The organism is Sinomonas sp. B1-1, from assembly GCF_050474465.1.
In the GTDB taxonomy this organism is placed as follows: Bacteria; Actinomycetota; Actinomycetes; order Actinomycetales; family Micrococcaceae; genus Sinomonas; species Sinomonas flava.
The window spans coordinates 33,002-47,631 of the sequence record NZ_JBCHVF010000016.1 but is presented as its reverse complement, the minus strand read 5'-3'; the positions used below and the strand labels follow the sequence as shown (position 1 = coordinate 47,631).

Here is a 14,630-nt window from a genome sequence, read left to right as displayed (position 1 = left end):
GCGGTGGCGCACGACGCCGGCGGCTCGCCTGACGCGCACGAGGTCACCCTCCGCTTCCTCGCCGCGCCGACGGACAAGGGCCACTCGGGCTCGGTGGACGCCGGCACGGTGCTCGAGTGGGTGGACAAGGCGGCCTACGCCGCGGCGGTCGGCTGGGCGAAGACCTACTGCGTGACGGCGTACGTGGGCAACATCCACTTCGCGGACCCGGTGAACGTGGGCGACATGGTCGAGGTCACGGCCACGATCGTCTACACGGGACGGACCTCGATGCACATCCGCACGGTCGTCTCCTCGGGCGATCCGAAGGGCGGCACCCCGACGATGCGCAGCCAGTGCCTGGTCATCTTCGTCGCCGTCGGCCCGGACGGCCGCCCCGTCGAGGTCCCGCGGTGGGCCCCGCGCACGGAGGCCGAGCGCGAGGCCGAGGAGCACGCCGTCGCACGCATCGCGGTGCGGGACGAGATCGTCGCGTCGATGAAGCAGCAGGAGTACACGGACGCCGGCACGGCGGAGCGGGTGGTGCTGCGCTTCCTCGCCGCGCCGACCGACGTGAACTGGGGCGGCAAGGTGCACGGCGGCACCGTCATGAAGTGGATCGACGAGGCAGCGTATGTGTGCGCCTCACGGTACTGCGGGCGGGACACAGTCGCGGTGTTCTCCGGCGGGGTGCGGTTCTACCGTCCGCTGCTCATCGGGGACGTCGTGGAGGTCGAGGCGAGGCTCGTGTACACGGGGACGAAGGGCATGCACATCGCGGTCCACGTCCGCTCGGGCTCGCCGCGGGGCCACGAGCTGAACCTCACGACGTACTGCCTCACCGTCATGGTGGCCCGGGACGAGAGCGGCGCCGCCGTGCCCGTGCCGCCGTGGAAGCCGGTCTCGGACGAGGACCGGCGGCTGTGGGCGCACGCCCGCGAGCTGCTGACGATCCGCGGCAAGGCCCCCGGCGGACGCCTCCCGAACCACATGCTCGAGGCCTAGCCCCCGTTGTGGGGTCCCGTCCGCGGGCTTGCGGGGTCCCGTCCGCAGGCTTGCGGGTCCCGTCCCCCGCTAACCGAAGGGACGGGACCCCGCAAGCGACGGGACGGGACCCCGCAATGGGGCCGGGCCTTGCCGGGGCGGCCCCGCAGGGACTAACATGCAACCAAATGGTTGTAGATCAGAAGCCCCGGGACCTCACGGACGAAGAGATCGACAGGATCTTCGGCGCCCTCGCAGACTCGACCCGCCGGGACATCCTCCGGCAGTCGATGCTGCGGGAGCAGTCCGTCTCGGAGCTCGCGAAGAACTACGCCATGAGCTTCGCGGCGGTCCAGAAGCACGTCGCGGTGCTCGAACGGGCACTGCTCGTCACGAAGGAACGGCGCGGGAGGGAGCAGATCGTGCACTCCAACCCCGCGGCGCTCCGCAGGGCGGCCCGCCTCCTCGACGCCTACGAGGAGCTGTGGCGGGACCGCATCCGGCGCATCGAGGCGATCCTCGACGAGACGCCACCGCGCACAGGCCACGACCAGGGGACATGACCATGACCTTCGTCAGCAGCAGCAAGGACACCCAGAACCTGACCTTCACGCTCGTCACCGAGTTCGACGCCGCCAAGGAGCGCGTGTGGGACGTGTGGGAGGACCCGCGCAAGCTCGAGCGCTGGTGGGGCCCTCCCGGCTGGCCGGCGACCTTCGGCCGCCACGAGTTCCACCCCGGGGGCCTCTGCCACTACTGGATGACCGGCCCCGACGGCGAGAAGGCCTACGGGTGGTGGCGGTTCCTCGCCATCAGCCCGCACGACCGGCTCGAGATCGAGGACGGCTTCGCCAACGAGGACGGCTCCCCGCTCGACCCCGAGGACAGCGCGACGTTCACGGTCACCTTCGAGGAGGCAGGCACCGGGACGCGCATGACGACGGTCTCGGCCTTCCGCTCCCTCGAGCAGCTCGAGCGCATGGCCGAGATGGGCATGGAGGAGGGCATGAAGGAGGCCTCGGGCCAGATCGACGCGATCCTCGCCGAGGCGCAGGCCGTGCGCTGAGGCAGCGGCACGCACGACGGCGCCGGGTCACCGAGGCGACCCGGCGCCGTCGTGCGCCCGTTCCCCGCTACACCGGGGCCCTGCTACGCCCGCGGCTTGTCCGGGCGGCTCAGGACCACGAACGAGCGGCGGTGGCTGATGTAGTCGCTGGGCCAGGTCGCCAGGGCGCGGACCTTCTGCAGGCTGCCCGAGAGCAGGAAAACGTGCACGCCGAGCCAGGCGAGGAACGCGAGGGGGCCCGCGAGGACCTTCCGATCCGGACCGGGACCGACCTCGGCGACCGCGGCGCCGCGGCCCACCATGGCCATGTAGCCCTTGTCCGAGTAGTGGAACGGCTCGCGCGGGCGGCCCTCGATGTCGGCGAGGATGTTCTTCGCGGCCCAGCCCCCGGCCTGCAGCGCACAGGAGCCGAGCTGCGGGAGCTTGTTGCCCTTGTCATCGGTCATGTTCGCGGCGTCGCCGAGGACGTACACCCCCTCGACCCCTGGGGCGGTGAGGTCCTCGTTGACGTCGATCCTGCCGCCGCGGCCCTGGGGTAGGCCCGAGCCCGCCACGACCGGCCCGGCCTTGAGGCCGCCGGCCCAGACCACCAGGTCGGCGGGGATCCCGGTACCGTCGTTGAGCACCACCGTGTCCGGGGTGATCTCCTTGACCGGCACGCCGAGGTGCAGCTGGACGCCCATGCCGGACAGGCGCCGTCGTGCGTACTCCTTGGACTTGTCGGAGAACGGGGGGAGCACGTTCGGGAGCATGTCCACGAGGTGCACGCGGCAGCGGGAGGCGAGGCGCTGGGAGAAGTAGCCCGGGAGGACATACTTCACGGTCTCCGCCATGGCGCCCGCGGTCTCGACGCCGGTGGGGCCGCCGCCGATCACCACGAAGTGCAGCTCCGAGCTGTCGTCGACCCGGTCGGCCTCCTCGAGGATGTTCGAGAAGGAGCTGCCGAGGCCCACGGCGTCCTCAACCGAGTAGAGCGGATACGTCCCCTCCTCGGCGCCCGGGGTGTTGAAGAAGTTGGCCTCGGCGCCGGAGGCCAGGACCAGGAAGCGGCCCTCGTAGGTCCTGCCGTCCGAGGTGGTCACGCGCTTCGCGGCCGGGTCGACGCCGGTCACTTCCGCGACCAGCACGCGCACGTTCGGCTGGCTCCGGAAGATGTCGCGCAGGGACCGGGCGACCTCCGAGACGCCGAGCTGGACAGTCGCCACCTGGTAGAGCAGGGGCTGGAATTGGTGGTAGGGGTTCTTGTCGATCAGGAGGACCCGCACGCCCTTGCGCCCGAGCTCGCGCGCGGCTGCGACGCCCGCGAACCCTCCGCCGACCACGATGACTTCGTAGTTCTCGTCCACGGGGCGCACATTACCCGCTCGGAGGCGATCTGAACCGCTGCGGGCAGCAAGCTGACCCCCGTGGCGCCGCCCGTGGCATGTTGCCAATCGTTACCGCCGGGCCATGGCTGGCCCCATGCCCGCGTGCTACGTTCAACGCAGAGTAATGAGCGCCAGTGGGAAGCCCTGACTAGCTGGCCGGCAACCCTCCGTTCGGCGGGGTGCCTCAGGTGAGTACTCGGCGTTCGTTGATCGAGAGCAAAGCCCGAAGGAGCCCCATGTCCGAGACCGTGACAGAGCCGGCTGAGACCACACCGCTGAACGATCCCGCGGCTCCTTCCGGGGCCGCCGAGGCGAAGCTCGCCTACCGCCTCCTCACGGGCCCGGACACGCGCGAGTTCTGCGCCCGCATCTCCCAGGCTCTCGCGGACGGGTACGTACTGCACGGCAGCCCGGCCGCGACCTTCAACGGCTCCGAGGTGATCGTGGCGCAGGCCGTGATCCTCCCGCATGCCGTGGCCCGAGCGGACGCCGCCGTGGCCTCCGCCGTCGAGGGGCTCGAGTACGAGGGCGAGGGCCACGCGTGAGCTACGCGGGCGACATCGACCCGCTCGAGGCGTGGGAGAAGCTCAAGGACGGCGCCGTCCTGGTGGACGTCCGCACCGAGGAAGAGTGGGCCCACATCGGGATCCCCGACACCAAGGCCACCGAGAACGACCCGCTCTTCATCCCCTGGGTCTTCGCCGGAGGCATCCCCAACCCGGACTTCGTGATGGAGCTGACGCTCCAGGCCCCTGAGCCGGGCAGCACCGAGCTCGTGTTCCTGTGCCGTTCGGGCAACCGCTCCGTCGCCGCCGCGGAGGTGGCCGCCAACCTCGGCTTCACGGCCTACAACATCCTCGAAGGCTTCGAGGGACACCCGGGCCCCGACGGCCACCGCACCGTGAACGGGTGGAAGAACCGCGGGCTGCCGACCAATCTGGGACAGGACTAAGTACTTTCGTGACGTTTGACACCAACCACAATCTATCGGTCGGTTGGAGCGAAGACACCCAGGCCGTGCGCGGCGGGCTCCTCCGCACCAACTTCCAGGAAACCTCCGAGGCCGTCTTCCTGAACTCGGGCTTCGTCTACGACTCGGCGGAGGCCGCCGAGCGGGCCTTCACCGGCGAGGACGAGCGCTTCGTCTACTCCCGCTACGGGAACCCCTCCGTCGCCACCTTCCAGGAGCGCCTGCGCCTCCTCGAAGGCACCGAGGCATGCTTCGCGACCGCCTCCGGCATGTCGGCGGTGTTCACGGCCCTGGGCGCCCTGCTCGGCGCGGGAGACCGCGTGGTGGCGGCCAGGAGCCTGTTCGGCTCGTGCTTCGTGATCCTCAACGAGATCCTGCCCCGCTGGGGCGTCGAGGCCGTGTTCGTGGACGGCCCTGACCTGGACCAGTGGCGCGAGGCCCTCTCGGTGCCCACCACGGCCGTGTTCTTCGAGTCGCCCTCGAACCCGATGCAGGAGATCGTGGACATCCAGGCCGTGGCCGACCTCGCGCATGCAGCGGGAGCCAAGGTCGTCGTCGACAACGTCTTCGCCACGCCCCTGCTCCAGCGCAGTCTGGACTTCGGCGCCGACGTCATCGTGTACTCCGGGACGAAGCACATCGACGGACAGGGGCGCGTGCTCGGCGGCGCCGTCCTCGGCACGAAGGAGTTCATCGACGGCCCCGTCAGGCACCTCATGCGGCACACCGGGCCGGCCCTGTCGGCCTTCAACGCCTGGGTGCTCACCAAGGGCCTCGAGACGATGGGGCTGCGGGTGCGGCACTCCTCCGCCAACGCCCTCGCGATCGCGGAATGGCTCGAGGCGCAGTCGGACATCAGCTGGGTCAAGTACCCGCACTTGCGCTCGCACCCGCAGTACGAGCTCGCCCGCAAGCAGATGAGGGCCGGCGGCTCCGTGATCACCTTCGAGCTCGGCGCCCCCGAGGGCCAGGGCAAGGAGGCCGCGTTCCGCTTCCTCAACGCGCTCAGCGTCATCGACATCTCCAACAACCTCGGGGACGCCAAGTCCCTCATCACGCACCCTGCCACGACGACGCACCGGGCCATGGGCCCCGAGGGCCGCGCCGCGATCGGGCTGAGCGACGGCGTGGTGCGGCTCTCGGTGGGGCTCGAGGACGTCGGGGACCTCATCGGGGACCTCGGGCAGGCCCTGCGCGCGGCCGCCCGCTGAACGGCGCCGAGCAGCGCCGCGCGTCGTCGGGCACGCCAGCTGCGGGCCGGGCTTGACAGAACGGCCGCCATGTTTCGAGTGGAACCACACGCGCCATGCATAGTAGGTTGCTTCAGGCGGTACCTGCCAGGGGGGTGGCAGACGCAAGAGACAGCCCCCCGGGGCAGACGTGCGCGCTAGGCGCAGAAGGGACGGCCGCGTGGACTCGAGCGCGCTGAAGCGGACATGGTCGATGGCGGCCTCGCTCGGGGACGACGTTCCGCTGTACTTCTACTCGCACCTGTTCGCGACCCACCCCGAGGTCCGGGAGATGTTCCCCGTCGCGATGGGCGCGCAGCGGGACAAGCTCTTCGCAGCCCTCGGGCACATCATCAGCCATGCTGACCGCCTCAACGAGGTGGACGGGTTCATCGGCCAGCTCGGACGCGACCACCGCCGCTTCTCGGTGGCCCCCGAGCACTACTCGATGGTCGGGGCCTCGTTCCTCGCCACGCTCCAGAAGTTCCTCGGCCCCGAGTGGACGGAGGAGGTGGCACGGAGCTGGTCCGAGGCCTACGGGCTCATCGCCAAGGTCATGGTCATGGCCGCCGAGGACTCCGCGGACGAGACCCCGCCCTGGTGGGAGGGCGAAGTCCTCTCCGTGGACCGGCGCAGCCTCGATGTCGCGGTGCTCGATGTCCGCATGCCGCAGGACTTCACGTTCATGCCGGGCCAGGCCGTCGCCGTCGAGGTCCCCGCGCTGCCGCGGACCTGGCGGTACCTCAGCCCCGCCAACGCGCCCCGGCCGGACGGGATCGTGCAGTTCCATGTCCAGCTCATCCCCGGCGGCCTGTTCAGCACGGCCGCCGTCCGCAGGACCAGCCCCGGAGACACGATCCGCGTCGGCATCCCGATCGGCGACCAGCTCGCTGTCGACGGCCACCGCGACCTGCTCCTGATCGGCGGGGGAACGGGGCTCGCGCCCCTCTCCGCCGTCCTCGACCGCGTCGCCGCGCAGTGGCGCGACACAGGCTTCGGCCCGCGCGTGGACCTCTTCCACGGCGCCCGCGTCCCCTGGAACCTGTACGACCAGTCCAGGCTCGCGGACCTTGCGGCCCGAGAACCGTGGTTCTCATTCCACCCAGTGGTCTCGGACGACCCGACGTTCCCCGGTCTGACCGGGTACGTCGGCAGTGCCGCAGCCGCACACGGCTCGTCGGTGGGGCGACTGGCCCTCGTGTGCGGTTCGACGCCGATGGTGCGCCACACCGTCAGCGAACTGGTCGCCGCGGGCGTGCCGCGCGACGACATCCGCTATGAGGACTACACCGGGGTCGAGGACAACTCGTCCCCCACCGGAGAAGACCAGCTAGAAGGGACCCGATGAGCACCTCCATCCACGGCGGCCGGATCAGCCCCTCCGACGTCCGCAACGCCACGTTCGAACAGGTCGGCCATGGCTACGAACCCGGAGCCGTGCACCACTTCCTGGCGGCCGTCGCCGACCAGATGGACGCCGACCGCGTCCAGCTCGAGGCGCGCGGCGCCAACGCGCAGGACGAGATGGTGAAGATCATCAGCCAGGCGCAGGTGCTCGCGGAGAAGTTCGTCGCGGAGGCCGAGCAGTACTCGAAGGACCTCGTCGCGAGCGCCCGGACGCAGTACAGCGAGATCCTGCGCCGCGCCGAGAACGCCGCGGTGAGCCGCACCGAGGGCCAGGCCGTCGCGACCACCCAGGCCGCCCCCGCCTACACCACGCCCATCGACGAGATCGAGTACGTGCGCACCTACACCAAGGTCGCCCAGGTCCAGCTGCGCGCCGTCATCGACGCGCTCGCGGAGCAGGTCGACAAGCTCGGCGACGTCCCCAAGTCGGGCCAGTAGCCGGCCCCCTCCCACCCCAGCCCGACGGGCCAAGCCAGCCACCCGCCGTCGTCCGTTCGTGAAGGAGTAGTGCCAATGCTGTCATCCACCTCAGTGCCGGTCATCGAGGCGACCCTCCCGGTTGTCGGGGAGAACATCACGACCATCGCCCAGCGCTTCTACGAGCACATGTTCGCGGCGCATCCCGAGCTGTTCGACGGCGTCTTCAACCGCGGCAACCAGGCGGACGGGCACCAGCAGCAGGCCCTCGCAGGCTCGATCGCGGCGTTCGCGACGATGCTCCTCAAGAACCCCGACTCGGTCCCCGAGCACCTCCTGTCCCGGATCAGCCACAAGCACGCCGCGCTGGCCATCGCCCCCGAGCAGTACCAGATCGTCCACGAGAACCTCTTCTGGGCCATCGGCGACGTGCTCGGCGAGGCGGTGACCCCCGAGGTCGCCGCCGCGTGGGACGAGGTCTACTGGATCATGGCCAACACGCTCATCAACCTCGAGCGCGGCCTGTACGCCGACTTCGGCGGCAAGCCGGAGAACATCTGGCGCACGTGGCGCGTCGTCGAGAAGCGGCACGAGACCGACGACGTGGTCTCCATCGTGGTCGAGCGCACCGACGAACGCGACGTGTACCCGTCCCAGCCGGGCCAGTACGTGACCCTGCAGATGCCCACCAAGGACGGCCTGCACCAGCCGCGCCAGTACAGCCTCACGCGGACCGACGACGGCCACCACCGCACCTTCGCCGTCAAGCGCGTCCACGATGCCGGCAAGCCCGAGGGCGAGGTCTCGACCCTCGTGCACGACTCGCTCAAGGTCGGGGACGAGGTCACGCTCTCGGCGCCGTTCGGCGACGTGGTCCTGACCGGTGGCGACGGCCCGCTCGTCTTCGCCAGCGCCGGGATCGGCGTGACCCCGTACGCGGGCATGCTCAACCACCTCGCCGCGCAGGGCTCCCAGCGCGAGGTCCTCTTCCTCCACGCCGGCACCTCCCCCGAGAGCTTCGTGCTCCGCGAGCAGATCACCCAGGACCTCGCGAGCCTGCCCAACGCCACGCTGCACTCCTGGTTCGAGCAGCCCGGCGGGGAGCTGGGCCCGAACGAGCACCAGGGGTTCATGGACGTCACGGCCGTGGACCTTCCCCAGGACGCCACGTACTACCTCTGCGGTCCGCTCCCGTTCATGCAGGCGGTCCGCGAGCGCCTGCTCGGCCTCGGGGTCCCGGCGCGGAAGATCCAGTACGAGGTCTTCGGCCCGGACCTGTGGCAGGCCGACACCGAGGAGTAGTCCCCCCATGGCATCCCGGCTGAGGCGCTTCGAGATCTTTCTCGAGGCGCCTTGTCCGCCCTCAGAGGCGTGGGCGCGGGTGCTCGACCTGCGTGCCCACGACCGGCTCGTCCCGTTCACGCGCGTCACCGAGGGCATGGTGTCCGCGGCCGAGCTGCGGCCGGGCCACCGCTTCGTGGCCTGCACGATGGTCGGGCGGTACGGGTTCGACGACGTCATGACCTTCGAGTCGGTCGAGCCGCCGGCAGGCGCCCGGCCCGGGCACGCCCGCATCGTCAAGGGCGGGAAGCTCGTGCGCGGCGCGATCGAGCTGACGGTCTCCGCGCACGACGGCGGCGCGGCCGTGCGCTGGCAGCAGGACTTCGGCGTGGGCCGGCTGGGCGGCCCCCTGCTCGCCGCAGTGGCCTTCGGCGCGAGGCTCGGGTACCGCACGGTGCTGCGGCGCCTCCTGCGCGGCTGAGCCGGCGCCGCAGTCCACCGCGCTTCCGTCCCCTCCTGCTCGCATTGGAGGTCCGCACCGGCGTTTCCGGATGCGACCCGCGGTGTGGGGGCGGCCTGCAGCCCTCGATGCGAGCAGGACGGGACGCTGTGGAGACCCGGGGCGGTGAGGATGGCCAGCTCACCGCGCGGCGGGAGAATGGGGAGGTGAATACGTCTCCCCGGGACCTGCGGCTGCCGCCCTCGCCCGGCGCGCCGCGCGGCGTCGTGATCCGCGGGGCCGAGATCGTCGAGCGATTCAGCCGATCGAGCGGCCCCGGCGGCCAGGGTGTCAACACCACGGACAGCCGTGTCGAGCTGCTCTTCGATCCCGGTGCGAGCACCGCCTTCTCCCCCGTCCAACGCGAGCGGATCCTCAAGGCGCTCGCCAACCGGCTCGTCGGAGGGCGCCTCCGCATCGTGGCCTCCGGGGAACGCTCGCAGCTGCGCAACAGGGAGGCTGCCCGGGACCGGCTGGTCGATCTGCTGGATGAGGCCCTCGCCCCTCCAGGACCCCCGCGCCGGCCGACTCGCCCGACCCGCGGCTCCCAGAGCCGCCGGCTCGACGCCAAGCGGCGCCGCAGCGAGATCAAGTCGGGCCGACGCGCTCCGCGGGCAGACTGAGCGCCGACTCGGCCTCGACGGCGCCCGTCCTTGAGACGTGATGGGGACATGACCCCTCAACCCCGCAACCCCTCAGAAGTCCGCCAGATCCATAGGCGACTTGACGTGGGTCACGTCTCGTCAAATATCCTATAGGAAAGAGGTTTACCGAGTGCCCGGGCTGTCCCCGCGGCACCGCTGGCTCAACGACGAGGAGCATCCCCATGACACGACTCTGGAACGACCCGGCGTCCTTCGCGGACGACATGGTGGACGGCTTCGTGAGGGCCAGCGGCCGCTGGGTCCGCAAGGTCTCCGGCGGCGTGTCCCGGTCCACGCGGTCCTCCGCCGACGAGGTCGCCCTCGTGATCGGCGGAGGGTCCGGGCACTACCCCGCGTTCGGCGGCCTCGTGGGCCCGGGGCTCGCGCACGGCGCGGCGATGGGCAACCTGTTCGCCTCGCCGTCGGCCCACCAGGTCGAGTCCGTCATCCGCGCGAGCCACCAGGGCCGCGGCGTCCTCCTGAGCTTCGGCAACTACGCCGGGGACGTCCTGCACTTCGGCGCCGCCCAGGAGGCCGTCCGCAGGGACGGGATCGACTGCCGCACCGTCCTCGTCACCGACGACATCTTCAGCGCCCGGCCGTCCGAGACGGAGAAGCGGCGCGGGATCGCCGGCGACCTCACCGTCTTCAAGACCGCCGGCGCCGCCGCGTCCGCCGGGTACGACCTCGACGGGGTGGAGCGCGTGGCCCGGCTCGCCAATGCCCGCACCAGGTCCATGGGCGTCGCCTTCACCGGCTGCACGCTGCCCGGCGCCGACGCCCCGCTCTTCACCGTCCCGGAGGGCAAGATGGCGGTAGGCCTCGGCATCCACGGCGAGCCCGGCATCGAGATCACGGACATCCCCAGCGCCGACGGGCTCGCCGAGCTCTTCGTGCGGCACCTCCTCGACGGCGCCGAGGTCCCGGACGGCGCCACCGTGGACGGCGGCCGCGTGGTCCCCATCCTCAACGGGCTCGGCTCGGTCAAGAACGAGGAGCTCTACGTCGTCTTCTCGCGGATCGCGGACCTGCTCGAGGATGCCGGCCTCACGCTCGTCGACCCCCAGGTGGGCGAGTTCTGCACGAGCTTCGACATGGCCGGCGCGTCGCTGACGCTCCTCTGGGTCGACGAGGAGCTCGAGCGCCTGTGGCTCGCCCCGGCCGACACCCCCGCCTTCCGGACGGGGAGCGTCGAGCGGGAGGCGCTCGTCGCCGTCGTGCCCCAGGAGGCGAGCGCGGACGACGCCGAGCGGCCGCTCCCTGAGGCGAGCGACGACTCGCGCCGGGCTGCTGCCCGCATCGCCGCGGCGCTCGAGGCTGCCCGGGACGCGATCGGCGCCGAGGCCGACGAGCTGGGGCGGATCGACGCCATCGCCGGCGACGGCGACCACGGGATCGGGATGAAGCGCGGCACCGTCGCCGCCGCTGCTGCGGCCTCGGGCCTCGTGGAGCGCGGCGCGGGCGCCGGAAGCCTCCTCGAGGGCGCCGGAGACGCCTGGTCGGACCGCGCCGGCGGGACGTCGGGCGCGATCTGGGGCCTGATCCTCACGACCCTCGCCGGGCACCTCGGCAACACCGAGGCCGTCTCCGCGCCGAAGGTCGCCTCTGGCATCGCCGCGGCGAAGGACGCCGTCATGGCGTACGGCAAGGCGAGCGTGGGCGACAAGACGCTCGTCGACGCGCTGGTGCCCTTCGCGGACACGCTCACGTCCCGCGTCCAGGCCGGCGACGGCCTGGCGCAGGCATGGAAGGAGGCGGCGTCCGCCGCGTCCGCGGCGGCCGCGGCCACCGCGGACCTCATGCCAGTCATGGGCCGCGCGCGCTCGCACGGGACTAAGGCGCTCGGCGTCCCCGATCCGGGCGCGATCTCGCTCGCCCTCATCGCCGGCCGCGTCCACGCGGTGCTCGCCGAAGACTGACCCGGGCCCTGGCCCAGAACCAAACCCCACAGAAGGAGACACACATGCCCGCATGGCGGATCGTGGTCGGCTCGGACGACGCCGGCTTCGACTACAAGGAGATCATCAAGCGCGACCTCGAGGGCAGCGACGCGGTCGTCTCGGTCGCCGACGTCGGCGTGGACGCCGACGGCCACACGAACTACCCGACGATCGCCACGACGGCGGCCGAGATGGTCGCCCGCGGCGAAGCGGACCGCGCCATCCTCATCTGCGGCACCGGGCTCGGCGTCGCGGTCGCGGCCAACAAGGTCCGGGGCATCCGCGCCGTCACGGCGCACGACAGCTTCTCCGTGGAGCGCAGCGTCCTGTCGAACAACGCCCAGGTCCTGTGCATGGGCCAGCGCGTCGTCGGGATCGAGCAGGCCCGCCGCAACGTCCGGGAGTGGCTCACGTACGTGTTCGACGAGGCCAGCGCCTCCAACGACAAGGTGCAGGAGATCTGCGCGTACGAGGCGCAGTGACCCCTCCCGACACGGCCGGGCAGTACCTGATCGGCGTCAGCACGAAGATGTACTTCAGCCACGCGCAGACCGTCGCGTGGTGCCGCGACGTCGCCGCCCAGGCCCGTGCCCATGCAGCCGTGCGCTCCGAGAGCGCACGGCTGTTCGTCGTCCCGGGCTACCTCTCGATCCCAGCCGCGCTGGAGATCCTCGACGGCGTGGCGGACGTCGGAGCGCAGGACCTCGCCGTCGAGGACCACGGAGCCTTCACCGGCGAGGTGAGCGGAACCCAGATCGCCGAGCTGGGCTGCCGGCTCGTCGAGATCGGCCACGCCGAGCGCCGCCGCCTGTTCGGGGAGGACGACGCCACAGTGCGCGCCAAGACGCTCGCCGCCCTCCGCAACGGCCTGGTCCCGCTCCTGTGCATCGGCGAGCCCGAGCGCGGGAGGCCCGAGGACGCGGTCCTCGAGTGCATCCGGCAGCTCGAGGACGCCCTCTCCGAGGCGAGGGACCGCGGCCTGTCTGGCCCCGTCATCGCGGCCTACGAGCCGCACTGGGCGATCGGCGCGCCGGAGCCGGCGTCTTCCGAGCACATCGTCGCCGTGTGCTCGGCCCTGCGGGACCACGTCAGGGGGCTCGAGGCCTTCCCCGGATCCAGGGTCATCTACGGAGGCAGTGCCGGACCCGGACTCCTGACGGCGATCGGCGCCGCCGTCGACGGCCTGTTCCTGGGGCGGTTCGCGCACGACCCGGCCGCCGTCGAGGCCATCCTCGACGAGGTCGCTGCCCTCACGTCATCCACCGGGGACGGCACGGGTGCGGCTGGTACCATCGGGGGCGCAGGAGGAACCCATGTCTGAGACCGTCTACCCTCTCGCGGGCGCGGGTGCCCTCGAGCGCAAGGGCCTGCGCGACCGTGTCTACGACCTGATCCTCGACATGCTCATGACCGCGGACATCGCCCCGGGGGCCCGGCTCTCCATCGATGCCCTGGCGCGCGACCTCAGGGTTTCCCCCACGCCCGTCCGCGAGGCGCTCGTCCAGCTCGAGCGCACCGGGCTCGTAGTCCGTGAGGCCCTCAAGGGGTACCGGGTCGCTCCCCCGCTGGCCGACGAGCAGCTCGAGTCGCTGTTCGATGCCCGGCTCGTCCTGGAGTGCGGCGCCGCCGAGCTCGCCGCCCGCGACGCGGTGAACCTCGTGCCCCTCCTCGAGCAGGCCCTCGCCGAGCACCGCGCGATCGGCGCCAAGGTCCGCGAGGCGGCCGACGAGCATGCGGGCACCTGGCCGGTGAGCCTCCTGCGCGAGTACTTCCTCATCGACTGGAACTTCCACCACCTGATCTTCGAGGGAACGCACAACCCCTTCCTCATCGACATGTCCTCCGCCATCTCGACGCGCGTCCATCGCTTGCGCCAGACCATGCACAGCGGCCTGAGCGACGCAGACGAGGCCGTGACCGAGCACGGCGCCATCCTCGAGGCCCTCCGCAGCGGCGGGCCGGAGGCGGCGTCCGCCGCGATGCGGGAGCACATCGAGAGGGTCCGCGTCCGCTCCCGGCGCGACGTCGCCGCCCCCTGAGCGGCGCGTCGCCGCGTCGGACGGGACATGCCGAGGGGCGCCTGCCCTTGCGCTACACGAGCGCTACAATTCCGGGGTGAGGACGATCACTCAGCGGCAGCTCCGCAACGACAACGCCGAAGTCATCCGCGAGGTCGAGGCCGGCGAGACGTTCCTCGTGACGAAGAACGGAGCCAGTGTGGCAGTCCTGCGCCCTGCGTTGGCCTCGGACACGGCCCGGGGGCTTCCGCTGGGTCGGGGCGCCCGGCACCGCGTCCGCTACACCGAACTGACCAGGGTCTCCGCCACCGAGCCCACCGGCAAGATCCTCGACGACCTCCGCGGGGACCGCTGAATGCCGCTCTGGTACCTCGACACCTCGGCCGCCTTGAAGCTCGTCATCGAGGAGCCCGAGTCAGCGGCGCTGGCCATGGCGATCGACGGTGCAGGGGCAGAGCTGGCGGCCTGCCGGCTTCTGGAGACCGAGATGCGCCGTGCCGCCCAGAGGGTTTCCGGCCTGCATCAGGATGCAGTCACCGCCTTCTTGGACACGGTCGACATCTACGAGATGACCGCGCCGCTATTCCGACAGGCAGGCCTGATCCCGGGCCCCATGCTCACGTCGCTCGACGCGCTGCACCTTGCCGCGGCCATCTCTTTGGATGTGGAAGCGATCGCCACCTACGACGCACGGCTCGCTGAGGCTTCCCGCGACGCAGGGCTCGCGGTCATCCGGCCTTCCTGAGCCTCCCCATCAGCAGGATCACGGCGTGCCCCCGACAGCACGGCACGAGGCCCCGGTCCGATCGGACCGGGGCCTCGTGCCGTG

Annotated in this window: 18 protein-coding genes and 1 riboswitch; of the genes, 17 read left to right on the top strand and 1 reads right to left on the bottom strand. The window is 71.3% G+C overall.

Annotated features, from left to right (window positions below; all coding sequences use genetic code 11):
- The first annotated feature begins 3 nt into the window (after positions 1-3).
- From ACQ5BE_RS17820 to ACQ5BE_RS17810, 3 genes are all read left to right on the top strand, one after another.
- The gene (locus ACQ5BE_RS17820) at positions 4-984 is read left to right on the top strand and encodes an acyl-CoA thioesterase (protein ID WP_430298306.1); all 981 of its coding nucleotides are present in this window, start codon (positions 4-6) and stop codon (positions 982-984) included.
- 167 nt (positions 985-1,151) lie between these two features.
- Positions 1,152-1,526 (top strand): ArsR/SmtB family transcription factor, encoded by a 375-nt coding sequence (locus ACQ5BE_RS17815; protein WP_208710417.1) that lies wholly within the window; start codon positions 1,152-1,154, stop codon positions 1,524-1,526.
- Positions 1,527-1,528: 2 nt separating this feature from the next.
- Entirely contained in the window at positions 1,529-2,029 is a 501-nt protein-coding gene (locus ACQ5BE_RS17810) for an SRPBCC family protein (protein WP_430298305.1), read from the top strand.
- Positions 2,030-2,112: 83 nt separating this feature from the next.
- Here ACQ5BE_RS17810 and ACQ5BE_RS17805 read toward each other — a convergent pair whose 3' ends face one another.
- Positions 2,113-3,375 (bottom strand): NAD(P)/FAD-dependent oxidoreductase, encoded by a 1,263-nt coding sequence (locus tag ACQ5BE_RS17805; RefSeq protein WP_430298304.1) that lies wholly within the window; start codon positions 3,373-3,375, stop codon positions 2,113-2,115.
- A gap of 141 nt (positions 3,376-3,516) precedes the next feature.
- Positions 3,517-3,625: riboswitch (SAM riboswitch) on the top strand.
- 7 nt (positions 3,626-3,632) lie between these two features.
- On the opposite strand from ACQ5BE_RS17805, the gene ACQ5BE_RS17800 reads away from it, so the two are divergent.
- From ACQ5BE_RS17800 to ACQ5BE_RS17735, 14 genes are all read left to right on the top strand, one after another.
- Positions 3,633-3,941 (top strand): DUF1737 domain-containing protein, encoded by a 309-nt coding sequence (locus ACQ5BE_RS17800; protein WP_430298303.1) that lies wholly within the window; start codon positions 3,633-3,635, stop codon positions 3,939-3,941.
- A complete protein-coding gene (locus ACQ5BE_RS17795; protein ID WP_208710421.1) occupies positions 3,938-4,348 on the top strand; it encodes a rhodanese-like domain-containing protein in 411 nt (136 codons plus the stop codon). The genes ACQ5BE_RS17800 and ACQ5BE_RS17795 overlap by 4 nt, the downstream gene beginning before the upstream one ends.
- Before the next feature lie 8 nt (positions 4,349-4,356).
- Entirely contained in the window at positions 4,357-5,577 is a 1,221-nt protein-coding gene (locus ACQ5BE_RS17790; protein WP_430298302.1) for an O-succinylhomoserine sulfhydrylase, read from the top strand.
- Positions 5,578-5,776: 199 nt separating this feature from the next.
- Complete coding sequence (locus ACQ5BE_RS17785; protein ID WP_430298301.1) at positions 5,777-6,943, top strand: globin domain-containing protein; 1,167 nt, start codon at positions 5,777-5,779, stop codon at positions 6,941-6,943.
- Complete coding sequence (locus tag ACQ5BE_RS17780; protein WP_430298300.1) at positions 6,940-7,440, top strand: DivIVA domain-containing protein; 501 nt, start codon at positions 6,940-6,942, stop codon at positions 7,438-7,440. Before ACQ5BE_RS17785 ends, ACQ5BE_RS17780 begins: the two co-directional genes overlap by 4 nt.
- Positions 7,441-7,515: 75 nt before the next feature.
- Complete coding sequence (locus tag ACQ5BE_RS17775; protein ID WP_430298299.1) at positions 7,516-8,721, top strand: globin domain-containing protein; 1,206 nt, start codon at positions 7,516-7,518, stop codon at positions 8,719-8,721.
- Between the two features lie 7 nt (positions 8,722-8,728).
- Positions 8,729-9,181: an SRPBCC family protein gene (locus tag ACQ5BE_RS17770; RefSeq protein ID WP_430298298.1), complete on the top strand. Its 453-nt coding sequence runs from the start codon at positions 8,729-8,731 to the stop codon at positions 9,179-9,181.
- A 185-nt stretch (positions 9,182-9,366) separates the two neighbouring features.
- Positions 9,367-9,822: an alternative ribosome rescue aminoacyl-tRNA hydrolase ArfB gene (gene arfB / locus ACQ5BE_RS17765; protein ID WP_430298297.1), complete on the top strand. Its 456-nt coding sequence runs from the start codon at positions 9,367-9,369 to the stop codon at positions 9,820-9,822.
- 203 nt (positions 9,823-10,025) lie between these two features.
- Positions 10,026-11,762 carry a dihydroxyacetone kinase family protein gene (locus ACQ5BE_RS17760; protein ID WP_430298296.1) on the top strand — a complete coding sequence of 579 codons (1,737 nt, stop codon included), beginning with the start codon at positions 10,026-10,028 and terminating at the stop codon, positions 11,760-11,762.
- A 44-nt stretch (positions 11,763-11,806) separates the two neighbouring features.
- Positions 11,807-12,265: a ribose-5-phosphate isomerase gene (locus ACQ5BE_RS17755; RefSeq protein ID WP_430298295.1), complete on the top strand. Its 459-nt coding sequence runs from the start codon at positions 11,807-11,809 to the stop codon at positions 12,263-12,265.
- A complete protein-coding gene (locus ACQ5BE_RS17750; protein WP_430298294.1) occupies positions 12,262-13,104 on the top strand; it encodes a triose-phosphate isomerase family protein in 843 nt (280 codons plus the stop codon). The genes ACQ5BE_RS17755 and ACQ5BE_RS17750 overlap by 4 nt, the downstream gene beginning before the upstream one ends.
- A complete protein-coding gene (locus ACQ5BE_RS17745) occupies positions 13,097-13,822 on the top strand; it encodes a GntR family transcriptional regulator (RefSeq protein ID WP_430298293.1) in 726 nt (241 codons plus the stop codon). The genes ACQ5BE_RS17750 and ACQ5BE_RS17745 overlap by 8 nt, the downstream gene beginning before the upstream one ends.
- Positions 13,823-13,898: 76 nt before the next feature.
- On the top strand, positions 13,899-14,156 hold the full coding sequence (locus tag ACQ5BE_RS17740) for a type II toxin-antitoxin system Phd/YefM family antitoxin (protein ID WP_430298292.1): 258 nt from the start codon (positions 13,899-13,901) through the stop codon (positions 14,154-14,156).
- On the top strand, positions 14,157-14,546 hold the full coding sequence (locus ACQ5BE_RS17735; protein ID WP_430298291.1) for a type II toxin-antitoxin system VapC family toxin: 390 nt from the start codon (positions 14,157-14,159) through the stop codon (positions 14,544-14,546).
- Positions 14,547-14,630 lie beyond the last annotated feature (84 nt).

What these genes read in the sequence shown, in the direction of transcription:
- ACQ5BE_RS17815 (WP_208710417.1), top strand. Translation starts at nt 1,152, where the DNA reads ATGGTTGTAGATCAGAAGCCCCGGGACCTCACGGACGAAGAGATCGAC.
- ACQ5BE_RS17810 (WP_430298305.1), top strand. Translation starts at nt 1,529, where the DNA reads ATGACCTTCGTCAGCAGCAGCAAGGACACCCAGAACCTGACCTTCACG.
- ACQ5BE_RS17800 (WP_430298303.1), top strand. Translation starts at nt 3,633, where the DNA reads ATGTCCGAGACCGTGACAGAGCCGGCTGAGACCACACCGCTGAACGAT.
- ACQ5BE_RS17780 (WP_430298300.1), top strand. Translation starts at nt 6,940, where the DNA reads ATGAGCACCTCCATCCACGGCGGCCGGATCAGCCCCTCCGACGTCCGC.
- ACQ5BE_RS17775 (WP_430298299.1), top strand. Translation starts at nt 7,516, where the DNA reads ATGCTGTCATCCACCTCAGTGCCGGTCATCGAGGCGACCCTCCCGGTT.
- ACQ5BE_RS17770 (WP_430298298.1), top strand. Translation starts at nt 8,729, where the DNA reads ATGGCATCCCGGCTGAGGCGCTTCGAGATCTTTCTCGAGGCGCCTTGT.
- ACQ5BE_RS17760 (WP_430298296.1), top strand. Translation starts at nt 10,026, where the DNA reads ATGACACGACTCTGGAACGACCCGGCGTCCTTCGCGGACGACATGGTG.
- ACQ5BE_RS17755 (WP_430298295.1), top strand. Translation starts at nt 11,807, where the DNA reads ATGCCCGCATGGCGGATCGTGGTCGGCTCGGACGACGCCGGCTTCGAC.
- ACQ5BE_RS17745 (WP_430298293.1), top strand. Translation starts at nt 13,097, where the DNA reads ATGTCTGAGACCGTCTACCCTCTCGCGGGCGCGGGTGCCCTCGAGCGC.
- ACQ5BE_RS17735 (WP_430298291.1), top strand. Translation starts at nt 14,157, where the DNA reads ATGCCGCTCTGGTACCTCGACACCTCGGCCGCCTTGAAGCTCGTCATC.